General features: G+C 37.9%; 18 protein-coding genes. 16 read left to right on the top strand and 2 right to left on the bottom strand.

The genetic code is table 11. The features are described from left to right. The first annotated feature begins 10 nt into the window (after positions 1 to 10). The 4 genes from KMW37_RS06860 to KMW37_RS06845 all read left to right on the top strand — a co-directional run bounded on the left by KMW37_RS06860 (position 11) and on the right by KMW37_RS06845 (position 4004). On the top strand, positions 11 to 346 hold the full coding sequence (locus tag KMW37_RS06860; protein ID WP_215223859.1) for an L-rhamnose mutarotase: 336 nt from the start codon (positions 11 to 13) through the stop codon (positions 344 to 346). Positions 347 to 636: 290 nt separating this feature from the next. Beyond that, positions 637 to 1860: an exo-alpha-sialidase gene (locus KMW37_RS06855; protein WP_215223858.1), complete on the top strand. Its 1224-nt coding sequence runs from the start codon at positions 637 to 639 to the stop codon at positions 1858 to 1860. Positions 1861 to 1965: 105 nt separating this feature from the next. After that, positions 1966 to 2337, top strand: coding sequence for a BlaI/MecI/CopY family transcriptional regulator (locus tag KMW37_RS06850; protein ID WP_215223857.1), 372 nt, complete (start codon positions 1966 to 1968; stop codon positions 2335 to 2337). Next, a complete protein-coding gene (locus KMW37_RS06845; protein WP_215223856.1) occupies positions 2334 to 4004 on the top strand; it encodes a M56 family metallopeptidase in 1671 nt (556 codons plus the stop codon). The genes KMW37_RS06850 and KMW37_RS06845 overlap by 4 nt, the downstream gene beginning before the upstream one ends. Before the next feature lie 421 nt (positions 4005 to 4425). Here KMW37_RS06845 and KMW37_RS06840 read toward each other — a convergent pair whose 3' ends face one another. Next, entirely contained in the window at positions 4426 to 6174 is a 1749-nt protein-coding gene (locus KMW37_RS06840) for an ABC transporter ATP-binding protein (protein WP_215223855.1), read from the bottom strand. A gap of 64 nt (positions 6175 to 6238) precedes the next feature. Beyond that, on the bottom strand, positions 6239 to 6907 hold the full coding sequence (locus KMW37_RS06835; RefSeq protein ID WP_215223854.1) for an MCP four helix bundle domain-containing protein: 669 nt from the start codon (positions 6905 to 6907) through the stop codon (positions 6239 to 6241). Between the two features lie 270 nt (positions 6908 to 7177). Here KMW37_RS06835 and KMW37_RS06830 point away from each other — a divergent pair, with 270 nt between their 5' ends. The 12 genes from KMW37_RS06830 (at position 7178) to KMW37_RS06775 (ending at position 18155) form a co-directional block, all read left to right on the top strand. Next, the gene (locus KMW37_RS06830; protein ID WP_215223853.1) at positions 7178 to 7513 is read left to right on the top strand and encodes an ArsR/SmtB family transcription factor; all 336 of its coding nucleotides are present in this window, start codon (positions 7178 to 7180) and stop codon (positions 7511 to 7513) included. 39 nt (positions 7514 to 7552) lie between these two features. Next, positions 7553 to 8095, top strand: a complete 543-nt coding sequence (locus KMW37_RS06825) for a DUF6428 family protein (protein ID WP_215223852.1) — start codon at positions 7553 to 7555, stop codon at positions 8093 to 8095. Between the two features lie 6 nt (positions 8096 to 8101). Beyond that, positions 8102 to 8725, top strand: a complete 624-nt coding sequence (locus tag KMW37_RS06820) for a low molecular weight phosphatase family protein (protein ID WP_215223851.1) — start codon at positions 8102 to 8104, stop codon at positions 8723 to 8725. Positions 8726 to 8775: 50 nt separating this feature from the next. Beyond that, a complete protein-coding gene (gene arsB, locus KMW37_RS06815) occupies positions 8776 to 9828 on the top strand; it encodes an ACR3 family arsenite efflux transporter (protein ID WP_317195556.1) in 1053 nt (350 codons plus the stop codon). Positions 9829 to 10142: 314 nt separating this feature from the next. After that, complete coding sequence (locus KMW37_RS06810; RefSeq protein WP_215223850.1) at positions 10143 to 10625, top strand: hypothetical protein; 483 nt, start codon at positions 10143 to 10145, stop codon at positions 10623 to 10625. A 240-nt stretch (positions 10626 to 10865) separates the two neighbouring features. Beyond that, positions 10866 to 11477 (top strand): fumarylacetoacetate hydrolase family protein, encoded by a 612-nt coding sequence (locus tag KMW37_RS06805; RefSeq protein WP_215223849.1) that lies wholly within the window; start codon positions 10866 to 10868, stop codon positions 11475 to 11477. Further along, complete coding sequence (locus tag KMW37_RS06800; protein WP_215223848.1) at positions 11464 to 13329, top strand: M23 family metallopeptidase; 1866 nt, start codon at positions 11464 to 11466, stop codon at positions 13327 to 13329. Before KMW37_RS06805 ends, KMW37_RS06800 begins: the two co-directional genes overlap by 14 nt. Positions 13330 to 13394: 65 nt before the next feature. Continuing rightward, the gene (bcp, locus tag KMW37_RS06795) at positions 13395 to 13844 is read left to right on the top strand and encodes a thioredoxin-dependent thiol peroxidase (protein ID WP_215223847.1); all 450 of its coding nucleotides are present in this window, start codon (positions 13395 to 13397) and stop codon (positions 13842 to 13844) included. Positions 13845 to 13854: 10 nt separating this feature from the next. After that, complete coding sequence (locus tag KMW37_RS06790) at positions 13855 to 14706, top strand: transketolase (protein WP_215223846.1); 852 nt, start codon at positions 13855 to 13857, stop codon at positions 14704 to 14706. 66 nt (positions 14707 to 14772) lie between these two features. Then, complete coding sequence (locus KMW37_RS06785) at positions 14773 to 15741, top strand: transketolase family protein (RefSeq protein WP_215223845.1); 969 nt, start codon at positions 14773 to 14775, stop codon at positions 15739 to 15741. Between the two features lie 314 nt (positions 15742 to 16055). Beyond that, positions 16056 to 16979: a DUF6807 family protein gene (locus tag KMW37_RS06780; RefSeq protein WP_215223844.1), complete on the top strand. Its 924-nt coding sequence runs from the start codon at positions 16056 to 16058 to the stop codon at positions 16977 to 16979. 369 nt (positions 16980 to 17348) lie between these two features. Beyond that, complete coding sequence (locus KMW37_RS06775) at positions 17349 to 18155, top strand: AraC family transcriptional regulator (RefSeq protein ID WP_215223843.1); 807 nt, start codon at positions 17349 to 17351, stop codon at positions 18153 to 18155. Positions 18156 to 18158: the final 3 nt, after the last annotated feature.

The following is an 18158-nucleotide window of genomic DNA, read 5'->3' as shown; positions in this document are numbered from 1 at the left end:
AACAAGAATTATGACTAATAGATACACCCTTGCTTTGGACCTAAAAAATGATCCAAAAATAATAGAAGAATACGAAGCCTACCATAGAGAGGTATGGCCTGAAATTATCAAAAGCATCAAAGATTCGGGTATTGAAAGTATGGAAATTTACCGCTGGGAAAACAGGCTTTTTATGATCATGGAAACTATACCTGAATTTTCCTTCGACAAAAAGGCAGAAATGGATGCAGGCAATGCCAAGGTAAAAGAATGGGAAGACCTTATGTGGACATTCCAACAGGGGCTACCAGGAGTTCCCGAGGGAGAAAAATGGCAAGTAATGGATAAGATTTTCGATATGAAGTAAATAGTCTTGAGTAGGGAGTCGTGAGTCTTGAGTAAAAATTATTGTTTTTGGAGTAGTGAGATGAGATATTGTTTTAAACTATCAATAAAGTGATGTCAGCCTAAGCCCTTCGACTTAGCTCAGGATAAACTTAAGCCGAAGGCTAAACATTGGACCTCGACTCTGCCTGGTGGTTAGACAAGTCCGCTTAGGCTGACTTATTGTCCCGTCAGCTTAGCTGCGGGACATTTCAATTATTAGGAGAGCTAATTTTATTAAAATTCAAAAGGGAAAATTAAAGCCAATTACAGATGAACAACACAAATAGCACTAGCCTCATTTTGTTTCTTATTACCTTTATTTCTTGCTCATCTCCAGATCAATCAACTCATCAATCCACTTTTTTGGATATTCCCTTTGAAGCTGACAGCACCAAAAAATACGGTGAACCTTATTTAATGACTTCAGCTACTGGACAAACTTATATGTCTTGGGTGGAAAAAGAAGGGAATAATGCAGCATTAAAGTATGCATCCTTTGAGGAAGGGAAATGGAAAAGTCCCCAAACTATAGCCTCGGGCGGTAATTGGTTTATCAATTGGGCTGATTATCCTCAAATTACAAGCAAAGATGGAAACTCCATGCTTTCATTTTTTCTTCAAAAAAATGGGGAAAGCTCCTACGCCTATGATATACACTATCTGAGTACAATGGATGGAAAAAGCTGGACAGCTCCAAAAAAGCTGCACGATGATGGCTTGCAGGCTGAGCATGGTTTTGTTTCCATGCTCCCCTATAAAGGGAATTATTTGGTCTCTTGGTTGGACGGAAGAAATTCAGCTGGTCAAATGGACCACCATAGCCATGAGTCAGGGAGCATGGCCGCAATGACCCTAAGGGCAGCCATTATTTCACCTGAGGGTGAGAAAATACAAGAATGGGAAATTGACAACCGGACCTGTGATTGCTGTCAAACTGCCACCGCCCTGACTGAAAATGGACCAATAGTTGTATTTAGGGACAGGGGAATTACAGAAGTTAGGGACATTGCCATCAGTAGGTTAATAAATGGACAATGGACCCAGCCAAAGGTAATCTTCCAAGACAATTGGCAAATCAAAGGATGCCCTGTAAATGGCCCCAGGGCTGCTTCAAAGGGAAATACCTTGGCGGTTGCTTGGTTTACTGCAGCTAGAGGCATGGCAGAAGTCAAGGTTATTTTTTCAAAAGATGGCGGCGAAAGTTTCGGAAACCCAATCAAAATCAATGAAGCTCCAAGCATTGGAAGAGTGGATATTGTAATAGCTGATGAAAGCAGTGCTTATGTCTCCTGGATGGAAGAAGGAGAAATCAAGGCAAAGAAAGTCTATCAAAATGGCAATAGCAAAGAAGCTATCAGTATTGCAAAAACTTCAGAGGAAAGGGCCAGTGGTTTCCCTCAGATGACACTTTCAAAAGAGGGATTACTGTTTGCATGGACAGAAATAAGCAATAAAACCCCAATTATCAAAACCAAGTTGCTCGAGATCTTATAAGCACAACAAACTCTTTTTCAATTAATTAAAAACTTTTTCTTCTTAACTATTTTTTTAATTATATTTTTATTCTACATTTATAGAACAACATCTAACAATGTAGAAATGAAGCTTGCTCCTAGTGAAGAACAATTGATGAATTACCTTTGGAAATTGGAAAAGGCCTTTATGAAGGACCTTCTTGAAGCCTATCCAGATCCCAAACCAGCCCCAACCACTGTGGCAACACTTTTAAAAAGAATGACAGAAAAGAAATTTGTGTCTTTTAAAACTTTTGGTAACTCTAGGGAATACTATCCCCTCATAAAAAAAAGCGCTTATTTCAGTAAACAGGTAAAAGGAATTATTAAGAATTTCTTTGACAATAGTCCTTCTCAATTTGCCTCTTTCTTCACTTCAGAGACAGACCTGAGCCAAGAGGAACTGGAAGAACTCAAACAGTTGATTGACCGTCAAATCGAAAATAAAAAGCAATGATAGCCTACTTGATCAAATCAGCAATTAGCCTGTTAATTTTGTACTTGGTTTACCATTTTCTACTTTCAAAAGAAAAGGCTTACCAATTCAACCGGTATTTCCTTTTAGGAAGTCTCCTCTTTTCATTGTGTGTTCCATTTATACAATCTCCTCTTACCCCCCATACAAAACTTGTAAATGCTACTCCTACTTTTCCAAGCCTTAGTCAAGAAGAATTGATGTCTACAAACCTGATAGCAACCAATTCAGCACCAATTATACTAGAGAAGGAAACTGATAATATAGTGAGATCTAAACAAGCACTGCCATTATGGACCATTATCCTGGCAGTTTATATATTAGTTTTACTTGTCTTAGTAATTCGTTTGACGATCAACCTTCGCACATTATTTTTAAAAATAAAGAGGGGCCCCATTATTGATCAGGGGCACTACAAAGCTGTATTGAGTAAAGGAAAAGACCTTCCTTTCACCTTTATGCAATATATTTTTCTAGAAAAATCGCAATTCATAAATAGACAGGTCAATTCCCAATTACTACTTCATGAAGAAATCCATGCCCGCCAATGGCATAGCCTAGATATCCTTTTTATCGAAGTGCTTAAAAGTATTTTTTGGTTCAACCCTGTATTTCACCTATTTAAGAAAGCCATCCAACTGAACCATGAATTTATAGCTGATGAGGCAGTAGTTCAAGAATGTGAAGACAAAAAAAGCTATCAATATTTGCTGCTCTCCCATGTCTTGCAACAACAGCAAAACCATTTGGTAAGCTATTCCAAATATTCATTGACCAAAAACCGAATAACCATGATGAACAAAACTAAAAATTGGCAAAAGACCGCAGTCAAAGTGCTGACCGTTCCCTTTGCTCTAGGAATCGTATCAATGCTTGCCATGAGACCTCATGAAAATACTAACGAACTCATAGTTGAATCAAACACTTCATATGTATCACTTCAGCAAGATGATGCTTATTTGAAGGAATTTGTAATGCTTCATCAAAGTTTTGAAAGAATAATGGATGAAGCCAAATTAGAACAGCATTCGGTAAGTATGGAAGAAATTAAATTGGATAGAATGAGACAACTTTGGGCGTATATGTCAGAAGAAAACAGGGCAAAGGCTCCCAAACTTTCTGGAATTCCTGCTCCCCCGATGAATTTGAACAAAAAACGCCCTTCAAGCTATCAAATGAAAGAATGGCAAAAAAATACTTTTTATACAATTTATTTGGATAAAAAAGTAATACCAAACAAAGAGCTAAAATCCTATAACCAAGAAGACATTGCATTTTGGTACTATCATAGAAAATACACCTCTAATGGTAAAGAGAAAGATGATTATGAAACTGAGGTTCATCTTCAAACCAACAATGGATTTTACAAGACTTTTTTCATGAATAGAACTGGGTATGACCATGTTTCTGCTTATGAGAAAGCCATAGATATTTATTTTGAACACCAAAACCGCCCTAAGAAATATGAAGGCCAACTTGGCGGAACTGTTAATGACTTACAGCAAGTCTACGATCAAATCCCAGAGTGGAAAAAGGAAATGTATAATATCAAAACTCCATTAGAAGCCATCAAAGGAGAAAACAAGCAAAATGGAATAAGTTTTAATTATATACCTTATTTCAAGCCCCAAAAAAATGATAAATGTTAAACCCGAACTATGCAATAGCAAATCTATTGCGATTTGAAATTGCTTTAAAATCAGTCGATTTGCTACTGTTTTCGACTTCACCATAGCGATGCTATGCCTCAGTCTCCAAACAGTCCGATTTTCTTGCACTTTAAAACCTCATTACGACTCCTATCACATAGTTCGGGTTAAATAGGATTGTAAATCCATTTTATTGCTGTTCCTGATTACAAATCAGGAACAGCTTTTTCAATTTAATACAAGGGGCTCGACTCCACCTGTCTTGCGACAAAGTCAAATTCGACCTGACAAAATCATTCTGAATAAATCATCAGAAGCCTACCTTCCAATTTTTCATCTTTTCACTCCATATTTCCAACTTCATACTTCCCTCTTCCCACTTCCTACTTCGTACCTCCTACATTATACTTCGTACTTTATTCTAAATTCTCGCCTGATAAGTATACAGATCAAAATACCTACCCTGCTTTTCCATCAATTCATCATGCCTTCCTCTCTCTACAATTTGGCCTTTTTCCACCACCAAAATCTGGTTAGCCTGTCGGATGGTGCTTAAGCGGTGAGCAATGACAAAGGTGGTTCGACCCTTCATCAGCTCCTTCAAACTGGCTTGAATCAAAGTCTCACTTTCCGTATCCAGATTGGATGTAGCTTCATCCAAAATCAAAATCCTTGGATCCGCCAAGATGGCCCGGGCAATGGCAATTCTTTGCTTTTGCCCCCCGGACAATTTCACTCCCCGCTCTCCTATCAAAGTATCCAAACCTTCCTCAAAGCGATCTGTAAACTCATGCACATGGGCCGCATATACTGCCTGCATCAATTCAGATTCACTAGCGTCTGGCCTTGGGAATAAAATATTCTCCTTGATGGTTCCTTCAAAAAGGAAATCATCCTGCAGGACCACTCCCAACTGCCCCCTATAGCTTGATAAGCTGACCTGCTGTAAATCTTGCCCATCTATTAATACGGTTCCACTGGCAGGATTTAAAAAAGAGGCCACCAAACCAGCAATAGTGGTTTTCCCAGAACCTGAAGTTCCTACCAAAGCCGTCATTGTACCTGCTTCTGCCTCAAAACTTACTTCTTTTATCACATTTTTCCCTTCTTCATAAGCAAAGCTTACTTGGTCAAATACAACATCGCCATGTATCCTAGGAAGCTGAATATTTCGATTAGTGGCATCCTCTTCCAATGGAATATTCATAATTTCCTCCGTCCTATCCAAGCCCGCAAAAGCTTCTGTCAGTTGGCTTCCTATATTGCTCATTTGTACAATAGGGGCAATCATAAATCCCAAATAAAGGGTGAAAGCCAAAAAGTCCCCAAATGTCATGCTTTCATTCATGATCATATAGCCTCCTATACCCATAATACCTGCAGAGGCCAAACCAAGTAGAAAGGTAGCAGAACTTGTGACCATACTAGTCGCTGTCAAACTTGATTTGATATTCTTATAAAGCCTTAGAACTCCATCCTCAAATGTTTTAATTTCCTGTTCCTCGGCATTGAAACCTTTGATGACACGGATACCTCCCAAAGTTTCGGTCAACCTTCCAGTTACCTGTGCATTGATTTTCCCCCTTTCCCTGAAAATAGGCCTTATCCGTCCAAAAGCTTTTAAGGAGATAAGGCCAAAAATAACTACAGGAACCAAAACATATAGTGTCATCATGGGGCTGATATAGATTAACAATCCCAGACAAATAATCGAGGTAAGAATTCCTCCGACCATTTGGGCTAGGCCAGTCCCTACCAAATTCCTCACTCCTTCCACATCCGTCATGATCCGCGACACCAATTCTCCTGTCTTGGCATTATCAAAGAAGCGAATTGGCAATCGGATAATATGCTGCTGTACCTTCACCCTTAACCTAGCAATCAAATGCTGTGCTTCAACACTAAGTATTTGGGTCAATATAAATGAGGTTACAGCTTGTACCGAAACGGCCACCCCCACAGCTATCACCAGCCATTTAAGCAATTCCATATTGGAATTGGGTATGACATCATCCATAAGGTATTTACTGGCTCCCGGCAAAACCAAACCCGACAATCTACTTATAATGATCAGAAACAATCCCAGAAACAATTGGTTTCTTCTGGGCCAAATGATGGTTTTAAAAACATGACCTATGGTCACCTTTCTTTCTTTATTGGACTTTGTCATAGTATTAAATAAAAAGAGGCAATTTTCTCCAAAAACTGCCTCTATTAATGCTTTTATTTAAATATTAGTTCAAATGTGCTCTTTGTTTTATTTTACTTCTACTGGAAACCAATCCAAAAATCAGTGCATTGATCACCAAAGCAAGAATTATAAGCAGGGCCGTTTCAAACCTTGTCAATATAGAATTTCCTGCCACAATTTTTTGGGAATGATCATTAAGCTCCTTTCCTACCGACAATTGGATTTCTGATAACTTATTGAGCTTATCCGCTGCCTGGGAAATTAATTGATCTGAATTGACCTTTACTGCAGCAAAATCATCAGCAGACACCTGCTCCTCAGTCAGCTCATTTTCCAAACCATAAATCAAATTAATATCATCCTGAAGGGCCCTTAAATAAATGGCCTCATCTTCTGTCAATAAAGTACCCTTAAAATCCAATATGATGGAATCGATCTGGTGATTATAATTCACATTATCAGCCGATCCAGTCAAAAACTCTTGCTGGTTATTGCACTGATCAATAAAAATTCGCTTTTTATATAGAATCTCAGATAGATGAAAAATATAGCTCTCAGGTAATAACCTATCTTTATAAATAGTTGTAAATGAACCTGCCAAATCAGACACGTTCTCCTCTTCAAGAAGGTTCTTAATGAACACAGAAGTAAAAACCACCATCAACAATAATGAAATTTTTACCCTATTATTAATATTATAAGCCCATTTCATAATTTAATCTCCTTCTCTACTTTGGGTATTCGTCAAATTTAAACTCTGCGCGAGAATATACGTGACCACCTAATTTTATAATTATAAATTAATCAAATATGAATGAATTTACAATTACCCAACAATAATATCACCTTTTGGTCAAACTGACTATAATTCAACGGTTTTTAATAAAGAGTATTTTTCAACCAGGCCTTTCTTCGCACTTTACGCATGACTTTTTTGGCAACAAAACTTATTATCGCTATATTGCGATACAACAATTAAACAATGGGAATTACAAAAACAGATTTATTCACTAAAGAGCAGAATGAACTTGCATTGATCGCCAAGGCTTTCGCCCATCCAGCAAGAATAGCTATTATACAGCATTTACTAAGAACCAATGCCTGTATCAACGGTGAATTGGTCCAGGAACTAGGCCTTGCCCAAGCTACAATAAGCCAACACTTAAGAGAACTGAAAAACCTGAACATTATTCAAGGCACCATTGAAGGGGTTTCTATGAGCTATTGTATCAACCCATCCAAATGGCTAAGCATTAAGGAGCTATTTAACGAGTTATTTGACCAATACAACATGGAAGACAAACAAAACTGTTGTTAAAAAAATTTATCATCAACTATCGTAATATTGCAATTTATCATGAAAACCAAAGAATTTATCCAGCACCTAAGGGAAAACCAAGATATACCCTTACTAATCGAATATGCAGAAGGTCAATTTGTAAGAGCTGACTTTCACATTACAGAGATAAAAAATGTCAATTTTGATACCGTTGATTGCGGAGGTATTAGAAATCAATGGCAAGAAACCCATGTGCAAATTTGGGAAAGTGAGCTTCCCGATCCTACTCATAGATTAAACAGTAAGAAAGCGCTTAAAATATTTGACTTGGTTGAAAAGGTTAGACCTACTTTTCAAGAAACAGATATTAAATTTGAATATGGAAATGAGGACTTTCATACGGCTTTGATGAACTTGGGGAATATTTCCGTTTCTGATGGAAATCTTCATATTCAATTATTCGAAACCAGCACTACATGTAAAGCTAAGGACCGTGCCAATAGCCCTGAAGAAAAAGCCGCTGCATGTTGCCCAAGCCCAAAAACAAAAATCAAAGTACCTTTGAAATCACTTAAATCAACGAACACCTTAAAATGTGAGCCAGAATCAAATTGCTGTTAAATCAATATGAATAAAAAACAGAAAAAGATCTTCCCGGAACTACTCTCCAAGATTGAACAATTAAAATCCTTTAAGCCAAAAGAGGAACGTGAAAAAGAGCTGAATCAATTAATCCAATACGTAAAGCAGGCAAACGAAGCTGGAAAAACCGTGCAACTGAACTTTATCTGCACACATAACTCAAGAAGAAGCCAATTGGGACAAATCTGGTCTCAATTGGCGGCTTATTACTACAATATCCCAGTACAAAGTTATTCTGGAGGAACAGAAATCACTGCTTTCAATTGGAGAGCCGTAAAAGCCCTAGAAAATGCAGGGTTCAGGATTTCAAAATTGGGAAGTGAAAACCCGCTCTATGAAATCTTTCCTGGAGAGGATATCCCTTCCTTTAAGGCATTTTCAAAGCTTTACGATGATATTAACAATCCTCAAAATGATTTTGCCGCGATCATGACTTGCTCCCATGCAGATCAAAATTGCCCACATATTCCTGGCGCTTCAGAAAGAATTCCCTTAAGATATGAAGATCCAAAAGCATTTGATGATACTGATTTAGAGGAAGACAAATATTCAGAGAGATCAGATCAAATCGCCATGGAAATGCTTTATGTCTTTTCCAATATCAAATAACCCCTATTTAGTTTCTTTTCGCCATTAATGCTCAACTAAACAGGCTAAGCATGGCTATACAGTACCTTTATATGAAAAAACTAAGCTTCCTCAACCAGTACCTTACCTTATGGATTTTCCTTGCCATGGGACTTGGCATTCTATTGGGATACATATTTCCCCAATTTGCGGATAAGATCAATAGTTATAGCCAGGGCACCACCAATATTCCTATTGCCATTGGATTGATCTTAATGATGTATCCTCCACTTGCCAAGGCCAATTACAGTCTTTTGCCCAAAGTATTCAAAAATATCAAAATCCTGAGCATCTCCCTTTTGCTCAACTGGATTATTGGACCAGTTTTGATGTTCGTTCTAGCTTTGGTCTTTCTCAGGGATCAACCGGAATACATGACAGGCTTAATCCTGATAGGTTTGGCCAGGTGCATCGCAATGGTCTTGGTATGGAATGATCTGGCAGAGGGAAGCAAAGAATATGGGGCAGGCCTGGTAGCCTTAAACAGCATCTTTCAGGTTTTTGCTTATAGTTTTTATGCTTGGTTTTTCATTACCATTTTACCTCCTTATTTCGGTATAGATGGTGCTATTGTTGACATTTCTATGAGCATGATCGCAGAAAGTGTATTGATTTATCTTGGTATCCCCTTCTTTGCTGGAATGATCAGCAGGCCCCTTCTGAGTAGCTTGAAAAGTGAAAAATGGTACAATGAGACCTTTATCCCTAATATTTCTCCCATAACCTTGGTAGCACTTCTATTGACAATTATTATCATGTTCAGCCTAAAGGGAGAAATGATCGTAGAAATTCCACTGGATGTTGTTCAAATTGCTATCCCTTTATTGATATACTTTCTGATCATGTTTGTTATTGGATTTATTACCTGCAAGCTCCTGGGAGCAGATTACAGCCAAAATGCCGCCGTCGCATTTACTGCTGCTGGGAATAACTTTGAGCTAGCCATTGCAGTGGCCATCGCTGTATTTGGAATTCATAGCGGTCAGGCCTTTGTGGGGGTAATAGGACCTTTGATCGAAGTACCTGCTTTGATTCTTTTAGTAAAGCTCTCGTTCTTGTTAAAATCCAAATATTATACGTCCTGATCCAAATTACACGTAGCCACATAGCATTCAAAGCTCTTCTTAAGTAAGAATACCAAAGAGAATATTTCACCTCATCACATAACCCATAGTTCTGGCTTTACAGTAGCTATCAACTTATTTGATGAGATTTTGGACATTCTCTTTAGTTTGCTCTCCTCCTAACCATGGTGATTTTCACCAATTTACGCGCTAAAAATAATATTATCTAATTATTAAATTGAATATTTCAGAGAAACCCAAAAGATTTTTATGGGTTTTTAAGCATTTAAACTTTTTTTTTCGTATTCTTACAATATTAAATGAACGGCAAATTTATGCAAACAAAAGACATTATTCAGTTATTGGAGATTGTACCTCAAATGCCGATCAAGATTGAATATCTGCCGGGATTAATTGCAAAAAGTTGTTTAAACTTAGGCAAAGTTGAAATTTTTAAAGAGGCTCTAACAGGTAAAAAATACATCCAGATCCATGTTTTTGAAGAAGGTGATCCTATCTGCTCATTAACAACTAAGGATTTGTTTCAAGCCTTAAAAGAATTCCTTAGACAAAACTCGCATGAAGAAACTAAAGAAATAAGAGTAGTCTTTGGAAATCAAAATTTCCAAAAAGCAGCTTTGGATATTTATGAAGTGGAAGTACATGAGAGGACCTTTAATTTGAAATTATTTACCATCAAGAAAACAAATCCTCAAAAATCTCCTGTCAGAAAAGTTCATTCAAGTAAAAAGCCTACCAACAGAATCCATACCATTCTTAAAAGAATTGTATATCCATTCAGGCCGGTTTTCGAGTAATTGAAAATCCTAGAAGTTTAATATTTCAATTACGTTAGGCCATTTTCCTTCTATCTGATTTTATCAGACAAATTTTATTTTTCTAACTGGACCAATTCTTTTTCAAATTTCAGGATGCTGACCCGCCAAAAACAAGCTTTAGTGCAAATCTTCAGGAATTATGCCTTAGAAACATTTTATTAATACAGGCATATATAGTTTCTTTGTGAAATCATAAGCACCTTAAAATCTATACCTTTCATGAAAATCATTGCCATAGGCCGAAATTATACAGAACATATAGAAGAGCTTCAAAATGAAAGACCCAAAAACCCAGTGGTTTTTCTCAAACCAGATACGGCATTATTGAAAAACAATATGCCTTTTTATATGCCTGATTTCTCCAATGATATACACCATGAAGTGGAATTGGTTCTAAAAATCAACAAAGAAGGTAAATTTATCAAAAGAGAATTTGCCCATAGATATTTTGAAGAAATAGGAATTGGCATTGATTTTACAGCGAGGGACCTTCAGAAAAAGTGTAAGGAAAAAGGTTTGCCTTGGGAAATTGCCAAAGGATTCAACGGTTCAGCTCCTGTTGGACAATTTTTACCGGTAAAAGACATCAAAGATTTTAATGATATCAATTTCCATTTAAACATTAATGGTGAGCAAAAACAAAAGGGAAACACTTCCATGATGCTTTTTGACTTTGGAGTCATTCTGGAATACATTTCACAATTTTTTACGTTAAAAAAGGGAGACTTGATATTTACTGGAACTCCAGCCGGAGTAGGAAAAGTAAATGTTGGCGATCACCTGGAAGCATATATAGAAGATAAAAAATTATTGGATTTTGAGATTAAATAAGTTCCTGCTGATATTCCTTTTATGGGGCTGTTCAGTGCCTGCTATTGCCCAATTGAAAATAGATTATTTTCAATTCCCCATCAAGCCGGGAGAGCGTAACTACCTTTCCGGGAACATGAGTGAAATACGCCCAAACCATTTCCATACCGGAATTGATATAAAAACGGAAGGTAGACAGGGACTTCCTGTTTATGCCGTGGCTGATGGAGAAGTTTACAGAATGAAGATATCTTCCTTTGGCTATGGTAACCTTCTTATTCTCAAGCATACCAATGGCATGTTCTCCTTATATGGACATTTAAAAGACTTCAATGACCATATAGCCGATTTTATGTGGGGAAAGATGATTGATGCTGAGCAGAACGAACTGGAAATCTTCCCTGAATCCAATGCGCTACCTGTAAAAAAAGGGGATGTAATTGCCTATTCGGGAAATACGGGAAGTTCAGGTGGCCCACATTTACATTTTGAAATCAGAGATTCTTTGGACAGAGCCGTGGACCCTTTGAAATATGGTTTTCAGGAAATTGAGGACAACACTCCTCCTACCCTTACTTCAATAGCCCTTACGCCCTTAGAACTTGACAGTAGGATCAACGGAAAGTTTGAGAGGACCGTAATTAGGGCCAATTTCCGAGGCAACAAATATGTGGTAGACCAACCTATCCATATTACTGGCAAGGTAGGGATAGAAGTAAGAGGCTATGACAAACTGGATGGTGCATATAATAGAAATGGCTTTCCGCACTTCGAAATTTATGAGGATGGACAGAAGACCTTTGATGTCAATGTAGACAAGGTAGATTTTAACCTTGGCCGTTTCCTACTATCCCATACCCATCAAAACAGCTATACCAAGCTTTATACAACAGCCTATAATCAATTTGACTATTACAGCCCCAATCAGCTACATAGTGGAGCCATTGAGGTCAGCCCAGACAGTGTAAAAAATGTCCAGGTAAAATTGGAAGACGTTTTTGGCAACAAAACTGACCTCGACATAAAATTTAAGGGGGATGCACCTAATTATGATATTAGGTATAACAGCCGCTCCAGCAAAAAGGTCGAATTTCATCATAATTGGATGATCCTTAGAACAGATAAAACAGAACAGCATAAGTTAGCTAAGTTTTATGTAGATGGATTGATGCTAGATGTGATGCTTTCCTATGAGGACCCTAGATATAGAACATATATTTGGGATATGGAATATGGGGTACCTGATTCTATCGATGTGTGTACAGAAATGATTTACCCAGGAATACAAGCAAAAATACCATTTAACAAGGAACATTCTTTCAGTGATGGATATACCCATATCAGATTTGATAAGGAATCATTACTGGAAAGTCTCTTCCTAAGTACTGAAAGAGGCAGCTATGATGGAAGACCTTCTATCAAAATAAACAACAATCAGGATGACTACCTAAGAAATGAGATAGAGGTAAGTATGGATGTTTCTGACTATTCGGGAGAGCGTGAGCATATACATGCCTACCAACTTTATGAAAATGGCTGGAAGCAATTCTTGGGAGGAGAATGGGAAGGTGACCATTTCACCTTTAAAACCAAAAAATTTGGTACTTTTGTACTCGCTGAAGACAATACCCCTCCAAGTATAAGGCCTGTAAGGGTCAATTCTTCAAGTTTAAGATTCGTTATTGATGATAATAGATCCGGAATTAAAGACTTCGAAGCACGAATAGATGGAAAATGGGTTATCATGCGATATGAACATAAAAGCAGGGTTATTTGGACCCAGCGAACCTCAAAAGAGCCTTTTAAAGGCCAATTTGAGTTAAAAGTCACAGATAATGCAGGAAATTCTAAAGTTTTTTCAAGAAAACTCTAGAATTTAAAAAAATAATTGAGAACTTTAATTGTCAAAAAAACACTTAACCTAAAAGACGAAACAACATGGCACTGGAAGTAGGAATGCAAGCCCCAGATTTTGAAGCCAAAATTGAAGATGGCAGCACAGTGAAACTATCTGACTACAAAGGCAAAAAAGTGGTTTTATATTTTTATCCCAAGGACAACACTCCTGGCTGTACTACCCAAGCTTGTAACCTAAGAGATAACTATGATGCACTGATCAACGCAGGCTATGTGGTCTTCGGAATCAGTACAGACTCAGAAAAATCCCATCAAAAGTTCATTGAAAAACATGAGCTTCCTTTCTCTTTGATAGCGGATGAAGACAAAAAGGTACACAATCTCTACAACACTTGGAGAGAAAAAAACAATTATGGTAGAACCTATATGGGCACTGTAAGAACCACCTTTGTCATTGATGAGGAAGGTAAAATTGCCGAGATCATTGAGAAAGTAAAAACAAAAGAACATTCAAATCAAATACTTAATTAATTCCTTTAAAATGGAAAAGCTATCCACCGAACAACTAAAAAAGACTGCCTCACAAGTGAGACGGGACATTTTACGTATGGTTCACGAAGTACAATCAGGGCACCCAGGTGCTTCTTTGGGATGTACAGAATTTTTCGTGGCACTGTACTTCAACCAAATGAATCATAAATCCAACTTCAGCATGGAAGGTAAAGGGGAAGACCTTTTCTTCCTTTCAAATGGTCACATTTCACCTGTATGGTACAGTGTTTTGGCCAGAAGCGGATATTTCAATACAGAAGAGCTAAAGACTTTTAGAAAGATCGATAGCAGATTACAAGGTCACCCAGCCACTGAGGAAGGACTTCCAGGTATCAGAATTGCCTCTGGATCTTTGGGTCAAGGACTTTCTGTAGCCATTGGTGCTGCCCAAGCAAAAAAAATAGACGGAGATGAGGGCATAGTATACGCCTTGATGGGAGATGGTGAGCAGCAGGAAGGCCAAATCTGGGAAGCTGCCATGTATGCTCCTCACCATAAAGTGGACAATCTGATTGCTACCATTGACTTCAACGGCCAGCAAATAGATGGTCCTACAGAAGCTGTAATGAGCCTACAGGATTTGAAATCAAAATGGGAAGCTTTCGGATGGGAAGTTATTGATACCCTAAAAGGTAATGACATGGAATCAGTAGTAGCTGGTTTGGCATATGCCAAAACACTATTGGGTAAAGGAAAGCCGGTACTGAACCTGCTTCATACTGAAATGGGATACGGCGTTGATTTTATGGTCGGTACACACAAGTGGCACGGAATCGCTCCAAGTGATGAACAATTGGAGAATGCCTTGGGTCAGTTGGAAGAAACCCTTGGTGACTATTAATCAACAAAACAGTTAACCGCCCAATCCCTGATCAGTTCAGATTGCTTGGGCTTAACAGATCAAAAAATGGAAAAGACTTTAGAAACTAAATTTACCTATACAGAAAAGCAAGACACCCGTTCTGGATTTGGAGATGGCTTGCTAGAAGCAGGACGTAAAAACCCAAATGTAGTGGGACTTTGCGCTGATCTTATCGGATCACTTAAAATGGGTGCCTTCCAGAAAGAATTCCCAGAAAGGTTCTTTCAGGTAGGTATTGCTGAAGCCAATATGATGGGCTTAGCGGCTGGTATGAGCATCAATGGTAAAATTCCTTTTACCGGAACCTTTGCCAACTTCTCTACTGGACGTGTTTATGACCAAATTCGTCAGTCGATTGCCTATTCTGAGAAAAATGTTAAAATCTGTGCTTCCCACGCCGGGTTGACTTTGGGAGAAGATGGAGCTACCCACCAGATTCTTGAAGATTTGGGCATGATGAGAATGTTGCCAAATATGACTGTAATCAACCCTTGTGATTACAATCAGACAAAAGCAGCTACTATGGCCATCGCTGAATATGAAGGTCCTGTTTATTTGAGGTTTGGCCGTCCAAAATGGCCTATCTTTACTCCTGCTGACCAAAAATTTGAAATCGGCAAGGCTTGGAAAATGATCGAAGGTACAGATGTAACCATCTTTGCCACAGGTCATTTGGTATGGGAAGCTGTAGTAGCCGAAGCTAAACTAAGAGAAGAAGGTATCAGCGCTGAGGTGATCAATATCCACACCATCAAACCCTTGGATACTGAAGCCATCTTGGAATCTGTAGCTAAAACTGGTGCTTGTGTTACTGCTGAAGAGCACCAATATAATGGTGGTCTAGGTGACAGTGTTGCCCAAACTTTGGCCAGAAACAACCCATCTCCCCAGGAATTCATTGGTGTGGATGATTCATTCGGTGAATCAGGAACGCCAACTGATCTATTGGAAAAATATGGATTGAATGCTGACAATATTGTGAAAGCAGCTAAAAAAGCTATCGCTAGAAAATAAGTTGTATTCAGCTTAAGAATATTCAAGAGGCTGTCTCAAACTAAAGAATCCGTCATCACGAGTAAAACGAAGTGATCTCAACATGCTTTCATTGCGCGTATGAGGAAATTGCTTCTGCCGATATTTATCGGATTCACAATGACCGAAACTTTTGAGACAGCCTTTTTTATTATAGTCTAATTTATCAAAAACGACTTTTATAGATTTAATATCACCATAGGGTACTGTACTGCCTGTTCAAGAAAATTATCTATCCACCATCTCGTAGAATCAAAGATATACATTAATTTAAGGCTTGAATTAACAATCAAACCATGGATAAGTGCCTTTTCAAACTTTTATTAATTTTAGCCTTTTTCAGTACCACTACCCTTTTTGGACAAAACCTCTCCTTCCAAAAGACTTCTGATGGTATCTTACTTTCAGAAAATGGTAAAGCCCGTTTTTTCTATCAAACAGCTACCAAAAGCCTAAATGGCAAATACCCTAGAGCCAATTATATCCATCCTTTATATGGATTGGATGGAGAGGTACTGACGGAGGATTTTCCTGAAGATCATTTTCATCATAGAGGCATTTTCTGGACTTGGCATCAACTCTATGTAAATGGACAACGAATCGCCGATCCTTGGTTTTGCGAAGGTATCAGTTGGGAGGTTAAAAATACTAACACCAATATAAATGATAATATTGCAGAGCTTGAAGCTGAGGTAATATGGATTTCCGATAGTCTTGACCAAAAGCCTGTTTTAAAGGAAAATATTAAGATTACCTACAAAAATTATGAAAATGAAGCATATATGCTTCAATTCGAAATTACGCTCACTTCACTTGTAGACCACTTAGAATTGGGCGGTTCAGAAGATGAAAAGGGCTATGGTGGTTTCTCACCCCGTATCAAATTACCAAAAGATATCAAATTCTCTTCCGATGGGAAGGAAATCACTCCCCAAAACCTCCCAGTTCAGGCAGGCCCTTGGATGAACCTCTCGGGTTCCTTCAATGGAAAATCAAACTCTGGAATTATAATCATGGGTGAACCCGAAAAATTGCCACAATATAAAGGATGGATACTAAGAAAAGCCAACAGCATGCAAAACATGGCCTTTCCTGGCCGCTCGCCTATTAGCTTACCTCTTGGTGAACCACTTATTTTTAGAAACCAATTGTTGGTCCACAATCACCTTAGCCTCAAAGAAATCGAGCAATATTATCAGAAGTTTATAGATCAACGCTAAACTATTCTTTCATGGATAAAACTAACCTATGCTCTTCCACATTTAAAATGTTGAAGAGCTAATATGACGGGGTTTAAAATCCCATATTATTTGAGTTCTTGATTGCAAATCAGGAACAGCTTTTGATTAGCTTTTAAGAATAAGTTACAATGCTATTCCACATTTGCAATGTGGAATAATTAATATTAGGGGATTTTAAATCCCCCGTTATCAGCGTTCCTGATTAAAATCAGGAACAGCTTTTGGTCATAGATATTAAAAAATATTACTTCCTCGTTTACCACTCATAAAAGAAATCTATCAAATTGAGTAATTGATCGTAATTTAGACCTCCTTAAAGTCAGGAATAAAATTATAGATTAGTCAGTAATGGAATTTACTTCAAATAAAAAGTTACCTGAGGAGCAATTAATCAAGGTTTCCAGAATGAAACCTGTTATTAAGCCAACCAAGCCACATAAGCATGCAGGATATCATGAACTAATATTTTTATTTCAAGGTGCTGGTCAACATACCATTGGTGACGACACTTTTGAGGTACTTCCTCCCACTGGATTTTACCTAGGTCCCGGACAGGTTCACTGTTGGGATTTTTCCAAAATCCCTGATGGCTTCGTGATTCTTTTTAAAGAGGAAATACTTTCACTTTACCCAAAGGCTCAAAACTACCTCTTTAACTTTCCCAAACAATTCAGCATTGAAGACAATGGGGAATTCTTTAAGATGCTCGAAGAATTCTATCGAGAGTTCAAAGCTGCTGAGAGTTTGGATATTCTTTCGGCTTTCCTGAACCTGATTGTTTTAAAAGGCTTTGGATACTCCACCCAAAGTAAAAAAACAGATCCAAAGGAGGCCTCTGACTTTTATCATTTTAAAAACTTGCTCAATGAACATTTCATGGAGTTAAAAAATACTGAAGACTATGCCAAGCTAATGGAAATTTCTGTAAAGAAATTGAATAAAACCTGTCAAGCAGCCGTCAATGCCACAGCTAAAGAATTGATCAAAGAAAGAATATTGATGGAAGCGAAAAACCTCTTGGCACATACTAACAATAATGTATCGGAGATAGCCCATCTTTTAAACTTTACAGATTCTTCAAACTTTGTGAAGTTTTTCAAATCTTCCACTACCCTTACACCGTTGGATTACAGAAGTAAGGCAAATGCCCAATAATAC

Origin of the sequence: Echinicola shivajiensis (assembly GCF_018642165.1) — a bacterium.
In the GTDB taxonomy this organism is placed as follows: Bacteria; Bacteroidota; Bacteroidia; order Cytophagales; family Cyclobacteriaceae; genus Echinicola; species Echinicola shivajiensis.
This window is presented reverse-complemented; position numbering and strand designations above follow the sequence as displayed.